Source organism: Dactylosporangium thailandense (genome assembly GCF_059739745.1).
The window spans coordinates 1,528,815-1,546,627 of the sequence record NZ_AP029195.1; the positions used below are offsets into that span (position 1 = coordinate 1,528,815).

The 17,813-nt window shown below is 73.4% G+C and carries 14 protein-coding genes; 5 read left to right on the top strand and 9 right to left on the bottom strand.

Annotated features, from left to right (window positions below):
• Positions 1-5: 5 nt before the first annotated feature.
• The 3 genes from AC6JBM_RS06590 to AC6JBM_RS06600 all read right to left on the bottom strand — a co-directional run bounded on the left by AC6JBM_RS06590 (position 6) and on the right by AC6JBM_RS06600 (position 5,196).
• Positions 6-1,925 carry a cellulase family glycosylhydrolase gene (locus AC6JBM_RS06590; RefSeq protein ID WP_497982705.1) on the bottom strand — a complete coding sequence of 640 codons (1,920 nt, stop codon included), beginning with the start codon at positions 1,923-1,925 and terminating at the stop codon, positions 6-8.
• 1,898 nt (positions 1,926-3,823) lie between these two features.
• Positions 3,824-4,369: a phosphoribosyltransferase family protein gene (locus tag AC6JBM_RS06595; RefSeq protein ID WP_497982706.1), complete on the bottom strand. Its 546-nt coding sequence runs from the start codon at positions 4,367-4,369 to the stop codon at positions 3,824-3,826.
• Entirely contained in the window at positions 4,369-5,196 is an 828-nt protein-coding gene (locus AC6JBM_RS06600; RefSeq protein ID WP_497982707.1) for an ATP-grasp domain-containing protein, read from the bottom strand. The genes AC6JBM_RS06595 and AC6JBM_RS06600 overlap by 1 nt, the downstream gene beginning before the upstream one ends.
• 171 nt (positions 5,197-5,367) lie before the next feature.
• Here AC6JBM_RS06600 and AC6JBM_RS06605 point away from each other — a divergent pair, with 171 nt between their 5' ends.
• Complete coding sequence (locus tag AC6JBM_RS06605; RefSeq protein ID WP_497982708.1) at positions 5,368-7,092, top strand: VanW family protein; 1,725 nt, start codon at positions 5,368-5,370, stop codon at positions 7,090-7,092.
• 867 nt (positions 7,093-7,959) lie between these two features.
• Here the strand turns inward: AC6JBM_RS06605 and AC6JBM_RS06610 are convergent.
• Together AC6JBM_RS06610 and AC6JBM_RS06615 are read right to left on the bottom strand one after the other, a co-directional pair.
• Entirely contained in the window at positions 7,960-8,811 is an 852-nt protein-coding gene (locus AC6JBM_RS06610) for an FG-GAP repeat domain-containing protein (RefSeq protein WP_497982709.1), read from the bottom strand.
• A 406-nt stretch (positions 8,812-9,217) separates the two neighbouring features.
• Complete coding sequence (locus tag AC6JBM_RS06615; RefSeq protein ID WP_497982710.1) at positions 9,218-11,641, bottom strand: GcvT family protein; 2,424 nt, start codon at positions 11,639-11,641, stop codon at positions 9,218-9,220.
• A 316-nt stretch (positions 11,642-11,957) separates the two neighbouring features.
• Here AC6JBM_RS06615 and AC6JBM_RS06620 point away from each other — a divergent pair, with 316 nt between their 5' ends.
• Complete coding sequence (locus AC6JBM_RS06620; RefSeq protein WP_497986427.1) at positions 11,958-12,251, top strand: DUF4193 domain-containing protein; 294 nt, start codon at positions 11,958-11,960, stop codon at positions 12,249-12,251.
• Positions 12,252-12,269: 18 nt separating this feature from the next.
• Here AC6JBM_RS06620 and AC6JBM_RS06625 read toward each other — a convergent pair whose 3' ends face one another.
• From AC6JBM_RS06625 to AC6JBM_RS06640, 4 genes are all read right to left on the bottom strand, one after another.
• Positions 12,270-13,172, bottom strand: a complete 903-nt coding sequence (locus tag AC6JBM_RS06625) for a ribonuclease Z (RefSeq protein ID WP_497982711.1) — start codon at positions 13,170-13,172, stop codon at positions 12,270-12,272.
• An 81-nt stretch (positions 13,173-13,253) separates the two neighbouring features.
• The gene (locus tag AC6JBM_RS06630) at positions 13,254-13,886 is read right to left on the bottom strand and encodes an HNH endonuclease family protein (RefSeq protein WP_497982712.1); all 633 of its coding nucleotides are present in this window, start codon (positions 13,884-13,886) and stop codon (positions 13,254-13,256) included.
• Between the two features lie 131 nt (positions 13,887-14,017).
• The gene (serA, locus tag AC6JBM_RS06635; RefSeq protein ID WP_497982713.1) at positions 14,018-15,244 is read right to left on the bottom strand and encodes a phosphoglycerate dehydrogenase; all 1,227 of its coding nucleotides are present in this window, start codon (positions 15,242-15,244) and stop codon (positions 14,018-14,020) included.
• 20 nt (positions 15,245-15,264) lie between these two features.
• A complete protein-coding gene (locus AC6JBM_RS06640; RefSeq protein WP_350613627.1) occupies positions 15,265-15,474 on the bottom strand; it encodes a hypothetical protein in 210 nt (69 codons plus the stop codon).
• 20 nt (positions 15,475-15,494) lie between these two features.
• Between AC6JBM_RS06640 and AC6JBM_RS06645 the strand changes: the two genes are divergently transcribed.
• The 3 genes from AC6JBM_RS06645 to AC6JBM_RS06655 all read left to right on the top strand — a co-directional run bounded on the left by AC6JBM_RS06645 (position 15,495) and on the right by AC6JBM_RS06655 (position 17,801).
• The gene (locus AC6JBM_RS06645) at positions 15,495-16,121 is read left to right on the top strand and encodes a hypothetical protein (RefSeq protein WP_497982714.1); all 627 of its coding nucleotides are present in this window, start codon (positions 15,495-15,497) and stop codon (positions 16,119-16,121) included.
• Between the two features lie 137 nt (positions 16,122-16,258).
• On the top strand, positions 16,259-17,116 hold the full coding sequence (locus tag AC6JBM_RS06650; protein ID WP_497982715.1) for a hypothetical protein: 858 nt from the start codon (positions 16,259-16,261) through the stop codon (positions 17,114-17,116).
• 10 nt (positions 17,117-17,126) lie between these two features.
• A complete protein-coding gene (locus tag AC6JBM_RS06655; protein ID WP_497982716.1) occupies positions 17,127-17,801 on the top strand; it encodes a GNAT family N-acetyltransferase in 675 nt (224 codons plus the stop codon).
• Positions 17,802-17,813: the final 12 nt, after the last annotated feature.

Below are 17,813 nucleotides of genomic sequence, written 5' to 3' on the forward strand. Positions count from 1 at the left end.
CTCCACTACTCCGCTCGGAGGTTGTCGATGTCGTAGCTGCCGCCGCCGGAGATCCACACGTAGATCACGCGCACGTCCGCCAGGGCCGTCGCGTCGCAGGACATCGCGGTGGTCAGGTCGATCGAGACCGTCGTGGTGGTGTCCGGGTTCACCCAGCCGAACGTCGACTGGCACCAGGTCCAGGCGTCGCCCGTCTGCACCGCGATGCTGGTCGAGGTGCCGGCGCTCGAGGTCCGGAGGTCGTACTTGAGCGAGGCCTTGCCGGACACGTCGAGCGCCGCCGGCAGCGGGGCGATGCCGAACCATCCCCCGTCGGCCGCCGTCACCCGCAGCCCGGACGCGCCCTGGGTGTGGAAGTCCGCCGTCTGCGCCACGGTCCCCGCGTTGGTCTGCCAGCTGCCGGGCGCGAAGCCGTCGGTGCCGTCCTCGAAGCCCGCGATGAGCACCGCGTCGCCCGGGCGGGGCCGGACGGTGACCTCGATGCGGGCGGCGTTGGAGGTGCGGCCGGCCTCGTCGCGGATCGTGTAGGTGGTCGACGCCTTGCCCTGGAACCCTTGCGCCGGCGTGAACGTGACCACGCCGGCGTTCACGGTGAAGGTGCCGCCCGGGACGCTGGTCGCCGCGAGGCGGATGCTGCCGGGCACGACCTTGGTGCGGTAGGCGATGTCGTTCGCGGCCGGCCGCAGCGTGACGGGCTCGTCCCGCAGGGTCTGCACGGCGTCGTCGTCGGCGACGGGCGGGCGGGACCTCTGGCCGTGGCGCAGCTCGTCGCCGGCGTTGGCGATCGTGGTGCAGACGGGGCTGGGGCAGTACACCGTGAAGCCGTCGTAATCCGGGTAGTTCGTCCCGTCGTCCTGCACCCCGGAGAGGATCCAGTAGAGGAACCCGTCGATGCCGTCGCGCACCGCCTCATCGGTCCACGCCTGGTAGACGGGGTTGCGCGTGGCCTTGTCCTTGAGGCCGAACTCGCCCAGCAGCACCGGTTTGCGCACCCGGCCGGCGAGCTGCGCGTGGGTGCGGATCCACTGCGTGCCCCAGGCGGCGTCCTTGCCCCAGCCGTCCGGGTACAGGTGGAACGAGGCCAGGTCGACGCCGGGCAGCGCGGCGAGCGCGGCCGAGTCGACGCCGTCGGCGCAGTTGACCGTCCAGTCCGGGCTCGTGCGGTCGGTGCACAGGAAGCCCTCGTCACCCACCCCGACCAGGTGGTGCCGGTCGACGCCGTGGATGAACCGGGTCATCTCGTCGGCCCAGGTCACCAGCGTGCGATCGGTGCAGCCGGCCGAGCGCGGCAGCTGCCCGGAGCCGCCGCAGCGGGGCTCGTTGGCCAGCTCCCAGGCCAGGACGGTCGGGTCGTCCTTGTACCGCACGCCGGTCAGCGCGTTCGTGCGGTTGAGCACGTGCTCGACCCAGTCCCGGTACCAGCCCCGGATCACCGGGTCGGTGTAGAAGTCGTCGTGGTACTGACCGCCGCGCCACTTCGTGTACTGGTCCATCCCGCCGAAGTCGCTCCAGTTGTTCGTGAGCGGGATGATGAGCCGGATCCCCTTGTCGTGCGCCGCCTTCAGCACGTAGTCGAGCCGCCCGAGCCCGTCGGGCCCGTCGTTGGCGACCGGCTTCGTGCCGTCGAACGACAGGAACGACACCCCGTTCTGCCCGGACTCCATGAACCCCCACGTGCGCAGGACGTCGAAGCCCGCGCCCGCGGCGTCGCCGAGCACGTCGTCGACCATCGCGTGCGAGGTGTAGTGCAGGTAGTAGTTGTTCGACCCGGCGAACCGGAACGTCCGGCCGTCCAGGCGCAGGTCGCTGCCCTGGCGCGTGACGAAGCCGGTCTTCGCCTCCGCCGCGGACGCCGCTCCACCGGAGCCGACGAGCGCGATCACGGCGACGGCGGTCACCGCTCGCGCGAGGAGTCTGAGGTACATCGGTGGCCAACCTTTCCGAGGGAGGGCGGGCGCCCACGCCGTGCAACGTAGTCAGCACCGTGCATGCGTCAACGAGCCCGCGGCCGCCCCGCAGATCAGCCGGGGGATCTCCCCGAAACTTTCAGATCGCGGCCGCGTGATTAAGCGGTTAACCTGAGCCGAGAATAGGATCGGCGCAGATGACAGTCAAGGCCGCCGATGTCCCCGGAGGCCGTGGGGGTTAGCCGCTTCAGTTCGCGGGCCGGAGCCCGCCGGACGAGGCCGGCGGGGCGTCGTTGTCGAACCGGCGCGCCCGGATTCAGGGCAACGCCGACCTGTGCATCGCGCCGGCCGGGGCCGGCGGCGGCATGGCCAGCGGCCTCGTCATGACCGCGACCAGCTACGCCACGTCGGCATCACCGGCGGCGTGCTCGCGCTCGCCGTCATCCCGTTCGTCGTCGTCCGCACCCGGCGCGCCCGCGCCTGACCACGCAGACGGCCGGGCGATCGGCGGTCTGGCGGGCGTGCGGCGCCCGCGCATCGACGGTGATCGCTTGCGGCTCCAGCGGCAGGCTCGGCGCGGGCGCGGCCACCGGGTGCCGCCTGGACGACATGCGTGACCTGGGCATCCTCGCGCCGGCCGGAATGCCGCGTGGCGCCCGCTCACGCGTGTCTGGCCCCGTTCGGGGGCCGGCCTTCACCAACTCCAACGCGCGCGCTCCGCTTCTGTCCGGTCGCGCATCGCGGCCGCTCGCGTGTGCGCCGCACGCCCGTGTTCGCCGCGCGCGGGACGGCCGGTTCCGAGGCGCCGGAACCGTCGGGGTGGGGGATCGGGTGGCGTTGCTATCCTGCGCGCCATGATCGCGGAGGACGCCGACGGGGAGTTGCGGAGGCTTGCGCGGGACCCGAAGTTCCGCCACCGCGACGCGGCCCGGCGGGGGATTCGGTTCCGGGCCGGCGGGGACGTGGGCGACCTCGTGGCGATCGCCGACGACCCGCATCCGTGCGCGATGGTCGAGGTCGTGTTCGCGCTGGCCGGGGCGGAGCGGCCGTGGCTCAACTGGGTGCCGATGCCGTCCGAGGCGGTCTGTCTCGCCGCGAACCAGCTCGTCGCCCGGCGGGTGCGCGGGGAGGCGGTGCAGACCAACGCGTTCGTGCAGGCCGTGGCCGAGCCGCCCACGGCGCTCATCGCCGCCCGGCGGGTCGTCGGGCCCGTCCCGGTGCGCACGGCCGCGTTTCCCGCGCCCGATATCCGGGTGCCGTTGCGCCGCCCGGCGCGGTTCGCGATCTGGCGGTACGACGGCGTGCATCCGGTGCCCGCCGTCGCGGCGCCGTTGGCACCGGCGGTCGCGGTGCTGCACGAGGTCGGCGAGGAGACGTGGCCGTCGGTGCTCTCCGGCTACCTGCGGGCCGAGCCGCTCGGCGCGCTGCCGCTCGAGGAGCTGCTGGGGCTGCTCGCGCACCTGCCCGACCCGCCGGCCACGCCCCGGTGGGCGCATCTGGCGCGGTCGACGCCGACGTACTGGTACCGCCTCCTGGGCCCCTGGGTCTGTCTCGGGCTGCTGCACCACGCCCCCGGCGAGCCCTGGCCGTCCTCGGTGCGCCGGCAGGTGCTGCTCGACCTCGCGTTCGGGGTCGAGGACTGGTCCGCCGACGCCGCCCTCTTCGCGCTCGTCGCGCTCGCCTACCGCGAGCCGGCGCGGCGGCGGGAGGTGCGGGATCTCGTGCGCGCCCGGCTCGACGCCGCCGTCGGGGCCGGCCGGGTGGTGACCATCGAGGAGTCCCTGGCGCACCTCATGCTCGTGACCCCGGGCTGCACCGCGTCCGACCATGCGAAGGCGCGCGGTCCTGGCCCGCCACGGCGTCGCGGCGCCCAAGCGGCGGCGGTGGCCATGGGGCTAGCGGGGACCTGGCGGGAGCTAGTACAGGTCGTCCGCGGTCAGCAGGGAGCGCACGCCCAGCCGCGAGCGGATCTCGGCGCGCTCCGCCAGGTCGTCCACCACGCAGGCCATCCCCAGCCACGTCGCGCCGATCTCGTCGACCATCGAGCGGATGGCCAGGGCCTGCCCGCCGCTCTCGACCCAGTCGTCCACGCACAGGACGCGGTCGGGCGGGCGGACGAGGGCGCGGCGGAAGCTCAGCACCGCGCCGCCCTCGTGGTAGTCGCCGGGCAGGCGGCGGTGTGTGTAGAACTCGGAGTGCAGCGCCACGCGATCGTTCTTGCGCACCTCGACCAGGCCGACGCCGAGGTGGGCGGCGACGAGCGCGCCGAGCAGCGTGCCGCGCGACGCGGGGCCGAGGACCACGGTGGGCTCCCCGGGCACGAGGGCCGCCACGGCCGCGGGCAATTGCCGCAGTACCGCCGGATCGCGCCACCACTCCGTGATGTCCGCGAAGGCCACGTCGGGGCCGCCACGCCAGTGGAACCCGACGCGCAGACGGGTGACGAGGTCGGGACCTCGCACTACGCTCCCAGGGCCGGGGCGGGCTGCCAGCGCCAGCGCGGGTCGCAGTCGGGATCGTTGGCCGCGAGCACGGCGCGCAGGACGCCGTCGGGGTCGCAGCTGTACAGCCCCGAGCTCCACACGTTGTTCACCTCGAGCACCGCGAACTCGCCGGACTCGGTGCGCCCGACGTCGATGACCGCGGTCGGCGGGACGTCCTGCGCGGGCAGGTCGGCGAGCATGAGCGCGACGAACGCGGCCGCCTCGTCGTGCCAGGAGGCGCGGTGCATGCGCAGCGACGGGCTCCACTCCTCGCCCTCGACGAGGTACGGCGACCACGCCACCGGCTGCCGCCCGAGGGTGAACACGCGGTATTCCGAGGCGAGGTCGAGCCAGTGGTCCATGATGATCAGCGTGCTGTCGGCCGGGAGCCGGGCCGTGCGCAGCCGGTTGCGCAGGTCGTCGGCGTTGCGGACCCAGGCCGCGGAGAACGCCGGGTGCTTCTCGTCGGCGAGCTTGGCCACGGCCGGGCGCGGCCCGACGAAGTCCGGCGCCTCGCCGACGCTGACGAGCCGGATGTCGCGCCCGGTCACGTCCTTGGGCAGCGCCGCGAACCACGTCGGGGACGCGCCGGACAGGCACACGTCGGCGCCGCCCGCGATGAGTGTCGTGAGGTAGCCGCCGGCCGCCCGCCACGCCACCCCGTCGGCGGAGTGCAGCCCGTTGACCTCGGCCGGGTCGCCCGGCAGCTGCGCGACCGGCAGCCCGATGCGCTCGGCGGCATGCGTCAGCGCCGCGCTCGCCTCAGGCGAGCGCACCCGCATTGCCAGGGTCCGGAACTGCCGCACCCCCACATCCTGCCAGCGAGCCTCGTCAGTGTCGTTGGCGGAGGCCACAGACGGCACAGGTCGGCCGGCTTGGTCACGGACATACTCCCCCAGGCCCCCTGTTATGACACTTTCGGGGACATCGAGGTCGAGTTTTAGTAGGAACGGTACAAATCGGGCACGGTTGTCGGTATGGCTACCGAGCTCCGGACGCGCCCCGTGGTCCCGCCGCTGGCCCGTCGCCGGCGTACCGTGCGGCGCCGCCGGCTGGTGATCGCCGTCACGCTTCTCGTCGTCGTGCCCGGCCTGGTGACGCTGCGGGCGTACGCCCACGACGTCGACCGGGGCGTCCGCGTGCTCGGCGTCGACCTCGGCGGCCGCTCCCGCGCCGAGGCCCGCCAGGCGCTCGAGGCCGGGGTCGCGGGCCGGCTGCGCCTGCCGGTCGCGGTCAAGGTCGGCACTGAGCCCGCGGTGGTGGACCCGGCCGCGGTCGGCCTGACCCTCGACGTGCCCGCGACCGTCGACCGGGCCGCGGCCGCCACGCCCGTGCCCTTCGGCGGGGTGGACGTCGACCCGGTCGTGCGCGTCGACGCCGGCCGCCTGTTCGCCGCGCTCATGGACCACCTCGGCCCGCAGGGCGACGCGCCGGTCATGCCCGCCGTGCGCTTCGACGGTCTGCGCCCGATTCCGGTGTACGCCGAGCAGGGCCGCGGCCTCGACCGCCTCGGCGCCGCCCGGCTGGCCGAGTCCGGCTGGCTGCGCCGCCCGGTGCTGGAGTTCCCGGTGGTGGACCTGGTGCCGCACGACACCCGCGCCGACGTGGACCGGCTCGTGCGCGACCTCGCCACCCCGGCCGTCGCCGCGCCGCTGGTGCTGGCCACGCCGCGGGGCGAGGTGACGGTACCGGCGGCCGGCATCGCGTCCGCCCTGCGCCTCGAGTCCGGCCCGGACGGCGTGATCGTGCCCGCGATCGACACCGCCGCGCTGCGCAAGTCGGCCGCGGCGGCCTTCGCGCGCGTCGAGATCCCCGCGACCGACGCCCGCTTCGAGGTCTCCGGCGGCCGCCCGGCCATCCGCGCGGAGTCGGACGGCAGCCAGGTCGATCTCGCCGCGCCCCGCCTGCTGGACGTGCTGCGCTCGACGGCCACGCCGCGACGGGTGGAGGTGCCGCTGGTGCCCTCGCATGCCGGTACGACTGCTGCCGTTCTTGCGACGCTGGGCGTCTCCGCTGCGGTGGGAACGTTCACGACGCACTTCGAGCCGGGCCAGCCGCGCGTGGTGAACATCCGCACGATGGCCGAGGCGCTGCGCGGGATGCTCATCAAGCCGGGGGAGACGTTCAGCCTGAACCAGCGGGTCGGCGAGCGTACGCACGCCAAGGGCTACGTCGACGCCCCCGGCATCGAGGACGGCAAAATCAAGAACAGCTCGGGCGGCGGGGTCTCGCAGGTCGCGACCACCCTCTTCAACGCGGCGTACCTGGCCGGCCTCGAGGACGTCGAGCACCACCCGCACAGCTACTACTTCGACCGGTACCCGGCCGTGATCGAGGCGACCGTCGTCTTCCCGTCGCTGGACCTGCGGGTGCGCAACGACGGCCCGAGCGGCATCCTCGTCGACACCGCGACGAGCGACGACTCGATCACCGTGACGCTGTACGGGACCAAGCGCTACGACATCACCACCGTCTACGGTCCCCGCACGAAGCCGGTGGCGCCCAAGACCGTGTACCTGCAGGAGGCCGACTGCAACCCGACCTCGGGCTCGCCGGGCTTCACGCAGGAGGCGCTCCGGGTCTTCAGCCGCGACGGGAAGGAACTGCGCCGGGAGCGCTTCACGTGGCGCTACGACGCCGAGCCGCACTTCATCTGTGGCCCGGCGCCGGCGCCGTCGTCGTCCCCGAACGCCCCGGCCTGACCCCGCCCCGCGCGGCGATGCACGCGCCGACGATGCCTTGACCGTTTCGGCCCCGCGCGTGGCGCATGTGGCGACGGCGCTCTGACCGTTCGGCCCCGCGCGTGGTGCATGTGGCGGCCGAGGTTTGCCGACTGTCCGGCCCGTGTGGTGCAGGCGCCGGTCGGGGTTTGGCGGTGCGACTCGCGTGGTGCATGTGGCGACCGGGGCTTGACCGTCCGGCTCGCGCTGGGTGCGTTCGCCGACCCGGGGTTTGGCCGGCGCATCTGGCACATGTCCGTGCGGCCCGTGGTGCGCGTTTGTGCAGCGGCGTTGGCTCGGCGGTGGTGTGCGCATTCGTGCGGTGCTGGTGCGCGTTTGTGCAGCAGGGTCCGCGCGTCGTGGTGTGCGTCGGCGCGGCAGCGGTTGTGCGGCGGCCGTTTGCGCGTTCGCGCGGTAGTGGTGCGCGTTTGCGCGCGAGTGCTCGCGCGGCGGGGGCGTGCGCGTTCGTGCACTGAGGGTGCGCGTTCGCACAACGGCGTTCCTTTCGTCGCCGCGCACGGCACCGGTTACGAAAACGGCGTTCGCGTGGCGGCGGGTGTGCGGGGGCGGGGGCGTGCGTTCGCGTGGCGGCGGGTGTGCGGGGGCGGGGGCGTGCGTTCGTGCGGCGGCGGGTGTGCGGGGGCGGGAGCGTGCGTTCGTGCAGCGGTGGTGCGTGTTCGCGCGGCGGCGGCCGATGTGCGGCGGCGGGTTTGCGGCGGTGGGGTGTGCGTTCGTGCAGGGGTGGTGCGCGTGCGCGCGGCGGTGGGCGCGGTCGCTCGGGCGGTCGCTGCGTGGCGAGATGCGACGAGTCCGGCGGAAGACTCCCGCCGGACTCGTCGGTCGTGCGTGCTACCAGCCGGTGCCGATCTGCACCGGGCTCTGGCCGCTCACCGCGCGCATCGACTCGCCCGGGAACAGCCACAGGTCGTTGTTCGTCTTGCGCGCCACGACGTCCGGGTTGCCGTCCTTGTCCCAGTCGGCCAGGCCCGCGAAGTCGTAGCCGTTCCACCCGGTGCCGATCTGCACCGGCGGCTCGGCCGAGACGCCGCGCACGGACTGGCCGGGGAAGAGGCTCAGGTCGCCGGTCGTGCCGCGTACGAGGATGTCCTGGTTGCCGTCGTGGTCCCAGTCGATGATCCCGGCGAAGTCGTAGCCGTTCCAGCCGGTGCCGATCTCGACCGGGGCCGCCGGGCTCACGCCGCGGGTCGCCTGGCCCGGGAACATCCACAGGGTGCCGTCCAGGCCGCGGGCGACGACGTCCTGGGCGCCGTCCTTGTCCCAGTCGGCGATGCCCGCGAAGGTGTACCCGCCCCAGCCCGTCCCGATCGTCACCGGCGGCTCGCCCGACACGCCGCGGGTCGAGCTGCCCGGGAAGAGCACCAGGTCGCCGGCCACGTTGCGGGCGACGATGTCCTCGTGGCCGTCGTTGTCCCAGTCGGCCAGGCCGGCGAAGGTGAGGCCGTTCCAGCCGGTGCCGATCGTCACCGGCGGCACGCTGGTCACGCCGCGTGCCGACGAGCCCGGGAACAGCCAGAGGTCGCCGCCCGGGTCGCGCGCGACGATGTCCTCGTTGCCGTCGCCGTCCCAGTCCGTCACGCCCGCGAACGTGTACGCGCCCGAGGCCGAAGCCGGGCCGCCGATTACCGTGGCGAGTGCCAGTCCCATCGCGACCGCCGCCAGGCCGAGTCTGGTGTTCCGCATGCCGTCCAGCTCCCCCGTGTCACCGCGGGCGCCGATGCCCGCGTTCCGGTGCGGGTCACCTCGCGTGACCCGCGGTGGACGGGCACCGAACGCCCGTCCGCCTCAACAGCATGTGTGCAGAACGGTGCGCTGCGTAACAAATTGCTCCTACCGGTCGTTCCGATGCGCACCCGGAGGATGCTCGCGGCGTGGAAGGGCTGCGCCCCGGCGAGGGAGCCGGGCCGTGGAAAGGCCGCGCCCCGGAAGCCGGCGGGGTCGTGGACGGGGCGGGGAAGACGGGTTCGAGGCCGAGTGGGGCGTAAAGGGACGGATTCAAGGACGAGCAGGGGCGTGGAAGGGCCGGGGGAACCGGATCCGAGAGCAAGCGGGGCGCGCAAGAGCCGCGCGCCGAAGAGCGCAGGTCGGTTCAGGAACGGACGCGGTCGCTTGACGGGTCGTACAGGGGCCGCAGTGAGGCCCGCGCCGGATATGTCGCGCCCGCGATCTCGACGGTCAGCGGGGCCGCGTCCAGCCACGCCTGGTCGAGCGCCTCGGACCCCGCGTCGAGCATCGCCAGCCCGACCGCGCCGCCGAGCGTGTGCCCGTACGAGGCCGCGCGCACGTAGCCGACGTCCCGCCCGTCGCGGCGGACCACCTCCGCGTGGTGCAGGAGTGCCTTCGGGTCCATGACGAGCACCTGGACGAGGCGGCGGGTCAGCGGCCCGCGCGCCTTGCGGGCCAGGACGGCGTCGCGGCCGATGAAGTGCTCCTTGTCCAGCGCCACGGCGAAGCCCAGCCCGGCCTCCAGCACGTCGTCGGTGTTGTCGATGTCGTGGCCGTAGTCGCGGTACCCCTTCTCGAGGCGCAGGCTCGCGAGCGCCTTGAGCCCGGCGTGCCGCAGCCCGTGCCCGGCCCCGGCCGCCACCAGGCGGTCGTGGACGTGCACCGCCTGCTCGGCGGGGACGTAGAGCTCGTAGCCCAGCTCCCCGACGTACGTGATCCGCAGGCACAGCACGCGCGCGAAGCCGATCTCGAGCTCGGCCGCGCCGCGGAAGGGCAGGGTGATGTCGGTGCCGCAGGCCTCGGCCAGGATCTCCCGGGAGCGGGGGCCCTGCACGTTGAGCTGGGCCCAGCCGGAGGTGACGTCGGCGGCGAAGGCGAGCCGGCCGTCGAGGTGGCGGCGCAGGCGGGCGAACGCGTGGCGGTGCGCGGTGTCGGAGGCGACCACCCAGAACCGCTCCTCGTCGAGCTGGGTGACGGTCAGGTCGGCCTCGATGGTGCCGCCCTCGTTGAGCCACTGGGTGTAGGTGACCCGCCCGGGGTTGGCGACCCGGTTGGCCGACAGCTCCTCCAGCGCGGCGGCGGCGTCGCGGCCCTCGATGAGGAACTTGGCCATGAACGACATGTCCATGAGGACCGCGTCCTCGCGGGCCGCCCGGTGCTCGGCCGCCCACTGGCCGAACCACTCCGGCCGGCCCCACGTGGGCGACGGCGATCCTTCGAACCCGTAGACGTCGGGCATCTCCCAGCCGGAGACGTCCCGGCGGTACGGGCGCAGCGGGGAGACCCGGTCGTGCAGGGGGGAGCGGCGGGCGTCGCGGCCGGAGGTGAGCGCCTTGTGCGGGAAGTGCGTCGCGTACACCTGGCCCAGCGCCTCGACGGTGCGGGCGGCACGGTATTCCCGGTTGCGCTGGTAGGGCTGGAGGCGGTCGATGTGCATCCCGGTCACGTCGATGTCGGGGCGGCCCTCGGCGATCCAGGTGGCCAGGGCCCGGCCGATGCCGCCGCCGGTGAGGATGCCGATCGAGTTGAGCCCGGCCGCGACGAAGTAGTTGCGCAGCTCCGGGGACTCGCCGAAGACGGGCGCGAGGTCGGGCGTGAAGCTCTCCGGGCCGCAGAAGAAGGTCCGCACGCCGGCGGTCGCGGTCACGGGGATGCGGCTCATCGCCCGCTCGAGGTAGGGCGCCATGCGGTCCCAGTCGGGCGGCAGCGTGCCGAACGAGAAGCCGTCGGGCACCCGGTCGACGCTCCACGGCGCGGCGGCGCCCTCGAACAGGCCGACCATCAGGCCGCCGGTCTCCTCCCGGAAGTACCCGTATGATCCCGGGTCCTCCAGCACGGGCAGGTCGGCCGAGACGCCGTCGATGGGCTCGGTGATGAGGTAGTAGTGCTCGGCCGCCTGCAGCGGCACGCTCACCCCGGCCTCCTCGCCGAGCTGGCGGGCCCACATGCCGGCGCAGTTGACCACGACCTCGGCCTCGACGTCGCCGAAGGGGGTGCGCACGCCCGTGACCGTGTCCCGGCGGCGCAGGGTGCCGGTGACCGGTACCCCTTCCAGGATTCGCACGCCCATCTGCCGGGCGCCCTTGGCCAGGGACATCGTGACGTCGACCGGGTTGGCGCGGCCGTCCTCGGCGACGTAGAACCCGGCCGGGACGTCGTCGGTGCGCGCGAGCGGGAACAGGTCGCGGACCTCGGCCGGGGAGATCTCGTGGACGTCCACGCCCAGGTGCCGGTTGAACGCGGCGACGCGGCGGTACTCCTCCAGCCGCCCCTCGTCCGCGGCGAGCTCGATGAACCCGCACTGCCGCAGGCCCGTCGACAGCCCGGTCTCTGACTCCAGGCTCGCGTACAGGTCGCGGGTGTACTGTCGCATCCGCGTCGAGGTCTCCGACAGCGAGCCGAAGGTGACGATGAGCCCCGCCGCGTGCCAGGTGGTGCCGGCGGTGAGCCGGTCCCGCTCCAGCAGCAGCACGTCGGTGATGCCGGCCTTGGCCAGGTGGTAGGCGACCGAGGTGCCGATCACACCGCCGCCGACGACGACCACACGCGCGCGCTCGGGAAGGTTCATGCCGAAACTGTAGTGGCCGCCACCGCGGCGTTCCTCCATTCGGCCACCCCGCCGTTCTGACCTGGGGCTTTCCGGTCTGCCCGACGACATGCGGACCGAGAATCGCAAAAGTGCCCGCACGGGCGACCCGGCGAGGTAGCCTCGTTGGCGCTGCCGCTGTTGATATGTCCACAGTGGACCGAATTGGCGCCGGATCGGCATGAGCCGGCGTGATTCGGGACACTCCTCGATTCATTCATGTCGGTCGGGAACACATCCAGGGCCGGCGGCGTTCGTTACACAACCAAGTCACCAAGAGAGGGTGAACGCCATGGCCATCAGCACCGACTACGACGCGCCGCGCAACCCGGTCGGCGCGGACCTCGCCGAGGACAGCCTCGAGGAGCTCACCGCGCGCCGCAGCAACGGCCAGTCGGCGTCCGTCGACGTGGACGAGAACGAGGCCGGCTTCGAGCTGCCCGGCGCCGACCTGACCGACGAGGAGCTCACGGTCCCGGTCGTGCCGATGCGGGGCGACGAGTTCCGCTGCTCGAGCTGCTTCCTCGTGCACCACCGCAGCCAGCTGTCCCGCGAGAAGAACGGCGCGCCGATCTGCACCGAGTGTGACTGACCGAACTGAACTGAAGACCTAGCCGCGGATCCTGACCCGGATCAGGTCCTCGGCCACGACAACCTCGCCGTCGAACACCGCTTCCGCCTCCCGCCGGAAGCGCGACGGGTCGTCGTAGCGCTGCGAGAAGTGGGTGAGCACGAGCGTGCGCACCCCGGCATCCGCGGCCACCCGCGCCGCCTGGGCGGCGGTCAGGTGCCCGTGCGCGACGGCCAGTCCCTCGTCCTCGGCGAGGTAGGTCGACTCGATCACGAGCACGTCGGCGCCCTCGGCGAGCGCCCGCACGCCCGCGCACAGGCGCGTGTCCATCACGAAGGCGAAGCGCTGCCCGCGCCGGGGCTCGCTCACGTCCTCCAGGCTCACCCCGCGCAGCCGCCCGTCGCGCTGGAGCACCGCGACGTCCGGGCCGGCGATGCCGTGCTCGCGCAGGCGCTCGGGGAGCATCCGCCGCCCGTCGCGCTCGACCAGCCGGAAGCCGTAGGCGTCGATGCCGTGGTCGAGCCGGTGCGCCTCGAGCCGCCACGCCGCCGTCTCGGCCAGCGTGAGCAGGCCGTCCCCGTCGATCGGGCGCTTGGTGAGGGTGACGGTGTCGTAGTACGGGGTGGCGTGGCGGAGGCGGTCGAAGTACACCTCGCCGGACGCGGGGAAGTAGGCCTGCACGTCGTGGGGCGAGTTGTCCAGGGACATGCGCTGGACGACCCCGGGCAGGCCGAGGCAGTGGTCGCCGTGGAAGTGCGTGAGGCAGACCCGGGTGATGTCGCTCGCGGCGACGCCGGCGTGGGCCATCTGGCGCTGGGTGCCGTCCCCGGGATCGAAGAGGAAGCCCTCGCCGTCCCAGCGCAGGAAGTACCCGTTGTGGTTGCGCAGCCGCGTCGGGACCTGGCTGGCGGTGCCGAGCACGACGAGTTCACGGGGCGACATCCCGGCGACTGTACCGGCGGGGCCGGCCGGTGCGCGGGCGGGCGGCCCGGTGCGCCGCCCGCCCGGCGTGTGAGCCGGGGCTCAGCAGGCGTTGAGCATCGTCTGCAGGGCCGACTTCTCCGACGACTGCAGCTTCAGCCCGTAGGTGTACTTCACGTTGATCCACATCCGGGCGTACGTGCAGCGGTAGGAGGTCAGCGGCGGCTGCCACGTCGACGGGTCCTGGTCGCCCTTGGACTGGTTCACGTTGTCGGTCACGGCGATGAGCTGCGGGTGCGTGAGGTCGTTGGCGAACGACTGGCGGCGGGCCGTCGTCCACGAGCTCGCGCCGGAGCGCCAGGCCTCGGCCAGGGGCACCACGTGGTCGATGTCGACGTCGCCGGAGGCGGTCCAGGTGGCGCCGTCGTACGGGCTGTACCAGCGGCCCGACGTCGCCGCGCAGGTGCTGCTGGTGACGACCGACGTGCCGTCGCGCTTGAGCACGGTCTCCCGCGTGTCGCACGAGCCGCTGATGGTGATCCAGTGCGGGAACTTGTCGCGGCTGTAGCCGCTCATCGAGCCCTCGGTGGCCACGGTCAGCGCGTTGAGCTGGGTCTGGGCGGTGGCCTTGGACGGGATTCCGGGCGGGGTGGCCCCGGCCGGCCCGGCGAGCCCGGCGACGATCCCGGCCCCGGCGACGACGACCACGGCGGCCGCGCGAACAACCCTGAGCATGCGTGCTCCCTTCGCAGGTGATGGGAGCACGCTGTCGCCCGGTGGTGAACGAAGCCCGTCCCGGGTGTGACTTTAGATCGAAAACTATCGATGAAAAGCCACACCCGGGACGGGCGCGGGTCGGGAGCGGGTCAGGACAGGACGCGCATCTGGACCGTCGTGGCCATGCTGGCCAGCTGCGAGAGGATCTCCGGCGGGTACTGCGCCGCGACGTCGGTCAGCAGGTAGCCGTATTCGCCGCGGGTGGCCAGGATCTGCCCCTCGACGTTGACCTTGTGGCCGGCGAAGATGCTGTTCACGTCGGCGAGCACGCCCGGCACGTTGTGGTGCAGCAGCGCGATGCGGTGCGTCTCCGGCAGCGAGGGCAGGTTGAGCGACGGCAGGTTGACGCTCAGCGTGGTCGAGCCCTCGGCGACGTACTTGTGCAGCTTCTCGGCCACGAACGAGCCGATGTCCGACTGCGCCTCCTCGGTCGAGCCGCCGATGTGCGGCGTGAGGATGACGTTGGGCAGGCCGCGCAGCGCCGAGACGAACTCGTCGCCCTTGGCCTTGGGCTCCTTCGGGAACACGTCGACCGCGGCGCCCGCGAGGTGGCCGTTGTCGAGGTGACGGCGCAGCGCCTCGTGGTCGATGACGAAGCCGCGGCTCAGGTTCAGGAAGATGCTGCGCGGGCGCATCTTCGCGAACTGCTCCTCGCCGAAGAAGCCGCTGTTGCCCGGCCGCCCGTCGACGTGCAGGGTGACGATGTCGGCGACCTCGAGCAGCTCGTCGAGGGAGTTGCAGCGCACGGCGTTGCCCAGCGCCAGCCGCTCGGAGGTGTCGTAGAAGTACACCCGCAGGCCGAGGTTCTCGGCGAGGACCGACAGCTGCGTGCCGATGTTGCCGTAGCCGACGATGCCGATGGAGCGCCCGCGGATCTCGTGGGAGCCCTCGGCGTCCTTGTTCCACACGCCGTTGTGCATGTCGGCGTTCTTCTCGGTGAGCCGCCGGGTCAGCGCGATGATCTCGGCGATCGCCAGCTCCACCACACTGCGGGTGTTGGAGAAGGGCGCGTTGAAGACCGCGATGCCGGACTCGGCGGCGACGCGCAGGTCGATCTGGTCGGTGCCGATGCAGAAGGCGCCGATGGCGCGCAGCTGCTCGGCGGAGGCCAGGACGTTGGCGGTGACCTGGGTCTTGGAGCGGATGCCGAGCAGGTGAACCCCGTCGAGCTTCGCGATCAGCTCGTCCTCGTCGAGCGCCCGCCCGACGGTCTCGACCTCGTAGCCCTCGGAGCGCATCCGCTCGACCGCGATCGGGTGGATGTTTTCGAGGAACAGGACCCGCACGGGGCCGGTCTGGGATGTCAGTGGCAGCACACCATCCACACTAGGTGACCTCAGGGAGCACTGGTACGTGAGCCGCGACTCGTCCCACCCTTTGCGGAGACGCCCAGGGACGCGATGGCGTGCCGGTCACGCAGCTTCTCCCGGATCTCCTCCGGGGTGTACGCCCGCCGCTGGCGTTCGGCCCGGGCCACCAGCACACCCGTCGCCGCCACGCCGACGACACCGGCGAGCCCGACGACCTTCCACCACTTGATTCGCATGAGGCCCTAGGGTAGTCCCGGTGAAGGTCGATCTCGATGAGGCCGTACGGATGACACGCACGGGCGACCTCTGGGTGTTCCGCGGCCGCACCACCGCCGACCGCGCCATCCAGACGCTGACCAACAGCCCGGTCAACCACGTGGGCATGGCGGTCGTGCTCGACGACATGCCGCCGCTCATGTGGCACGCGGAGCTGGGCCGGTCGCTGCCCGACATGTGGACCGGTGCCCGCCAGCGCGGGGTCCAGCTGCACGATCTGCGCGACGCCGTCCTGGTCTGGGGCCGCCGCTACGGCCAGCGCGCCTGGCTGCGGCAGCTGTTCCCGGAGGTCGGGCCGGCGATGGAGGACGCGGTGCTGAAGACCGTCGCCCGCCTCGACGGCACCCCGTTCCCGTCCACCGCGCGGCTGGCCGGGCGCTGGTTCAAGGGCCGCCTGCCGCACCTGCGTGAGCAGATCAGCGGCACGCTCGAGACCGCGTACTGCGCCGAGGTCGTCGCCGTGACCTACGAGGACATGGGCCTGCTCGCCCGCGGGCGGCGGGCCAACTGGTACGACCCCGGCAAGTTCTGGAGCGGCGACGACCTGGAGCTGGAGCACGGCGCCACGCTGGGCGAGGAGATCGCCGTCGAGCTGCCGGAGGCCTGAATCACGGCATTCGGGGGGATTCGGAGCGCTCCCAGGCGCCGGCGCGGGCACCTGTCCGGAAGCCTCGGCGCAGATTGGCGCAGATCTGCCCGTTCGGCGTGCTGAGTCCGGGCAGGGGCCGGGGTAGCTTTTCACGCGTGACCGAGCAGCCCCACCAGCCCCTCGACCACGCGGAACCACCGGCCGCCGCCATCGGCCCCGGCCCGGAGCACGGCTCGGCCGCGACCCAGCCGCTGCCGTCGCCGGCCGAGCTCGCCGCCGCGGCCGCCCGGGCCGCGCGGGCCACCGAGGTGGCCGCGGCCCAGGCCGCCGCCCGTGAGGCGGAGGCGGCCGCGAGCCGTCCCACCCAGCCGCTGCCGTCGGCGTCCGAGGTGGCCGCGGCCCGTGAGGCGGAGGCCTCCGCGGCCCGTCCCACCCAGCCGCTGCCGTCCGCGGCCGAGGTCGCCGCCGCGCTGCAGGCTCGTGAGGGCGAGTTCGACGACTCCACCCAGCCGCTGCCGCCGCCCCCGCCCCGGCCGCGCCCCGAGCACCGCCCGCCGACCGCGATGATCGCCACCCTCGCCGCCGGGGTGCTCGTCGTCGGGGCCGTGCTCGTCGTGCTGATCGGGCGCATCGACCGGGGCCACACCCCCGCGGCCGACTCGGCGCCGCAGACGTTCCCCTCGCCGCAGGCCCTCGTCGACTACCTGGACCGGCGGGGGCTGCCCTGCTCCGGCTACGAGGCGGTCGGCGTCGCCGCCAACGTGCCCGCCAAGGCCGTCGGACGGGGCCGCTGCACGGCCGACGGGCGCCCGGTCGACGTCGGGGTCTACGCCGGGCACAGCGACGTCGAGGCCGAGTGGTCCGCCGAGTCCGGCCAGTCCGGCGGGCCCGGCCGGTCCGGCAGGGGGCCGCTGTTCATGGCCCTCGGGGAGAACTGGACGATCGACGGCCCCGCGGACTGGACCAGGCGGGTCGCCGACGTGATGCGCGCGCAGTTCCGCACCCAGCCTTAGGATCCCCACCGTGCTCGATCGGTTCCTGCGCGCGTGGCTCGGAAGCTGGCCGTCCTCCGGAGGCCTGCTCGTCGTCGGCAGCCCCCTGCGGGAGAAGCCCCGCTGGGACGGCGGGGAGCAGCGGGCCCTGGGCGTGACCGACGCCGGCGGCAACGGCGTGCTGTCCGTCCCGCCGGCCTGCCGCGACGCCGTCGCCGCGCTCGTCGCCGCCACCGCCCCGCGGGACCTCGAGGCGGCCCTCGGCGAGCACCTCCCGGCCCTCGTCGGGCGGCCCGGGCAGCGCTGCTTCACCGGCGTGTTCCGGTGGAGCGAGGCGCCGGTGGCGATGGAGCCGGCGGGGGCGTGGGAGCCGTCGCACGGCCCGGGCATCCCCGACTGGCTGCGGCCCTTCCCGGGCGAGGTGCTCGTCGCGCGGGAGCCGGGCACGGGGGAGTACCTGGCCGGCGTCGGGCTCAAGCCGCACGACCCGACCGGCGTCGAGATCTCCGTCGGCACCGAGGAGCGCGCCCGCGGCCGGGGACTGGCCCGGCGGCTCGTGACCCGGGCGGCCCGGCGGATCGTGGACGCCGGGGCCGTCGCGATCTATCTGCACGACCCCGCGAACACCGCGAGCGCCCACGTCGCCGACGCGTCCGGTTTCCCCGATCCGGGCTGGCGGATTCACGCCCTGGCCGGCACCGCGTAACGCTCCGGCGGA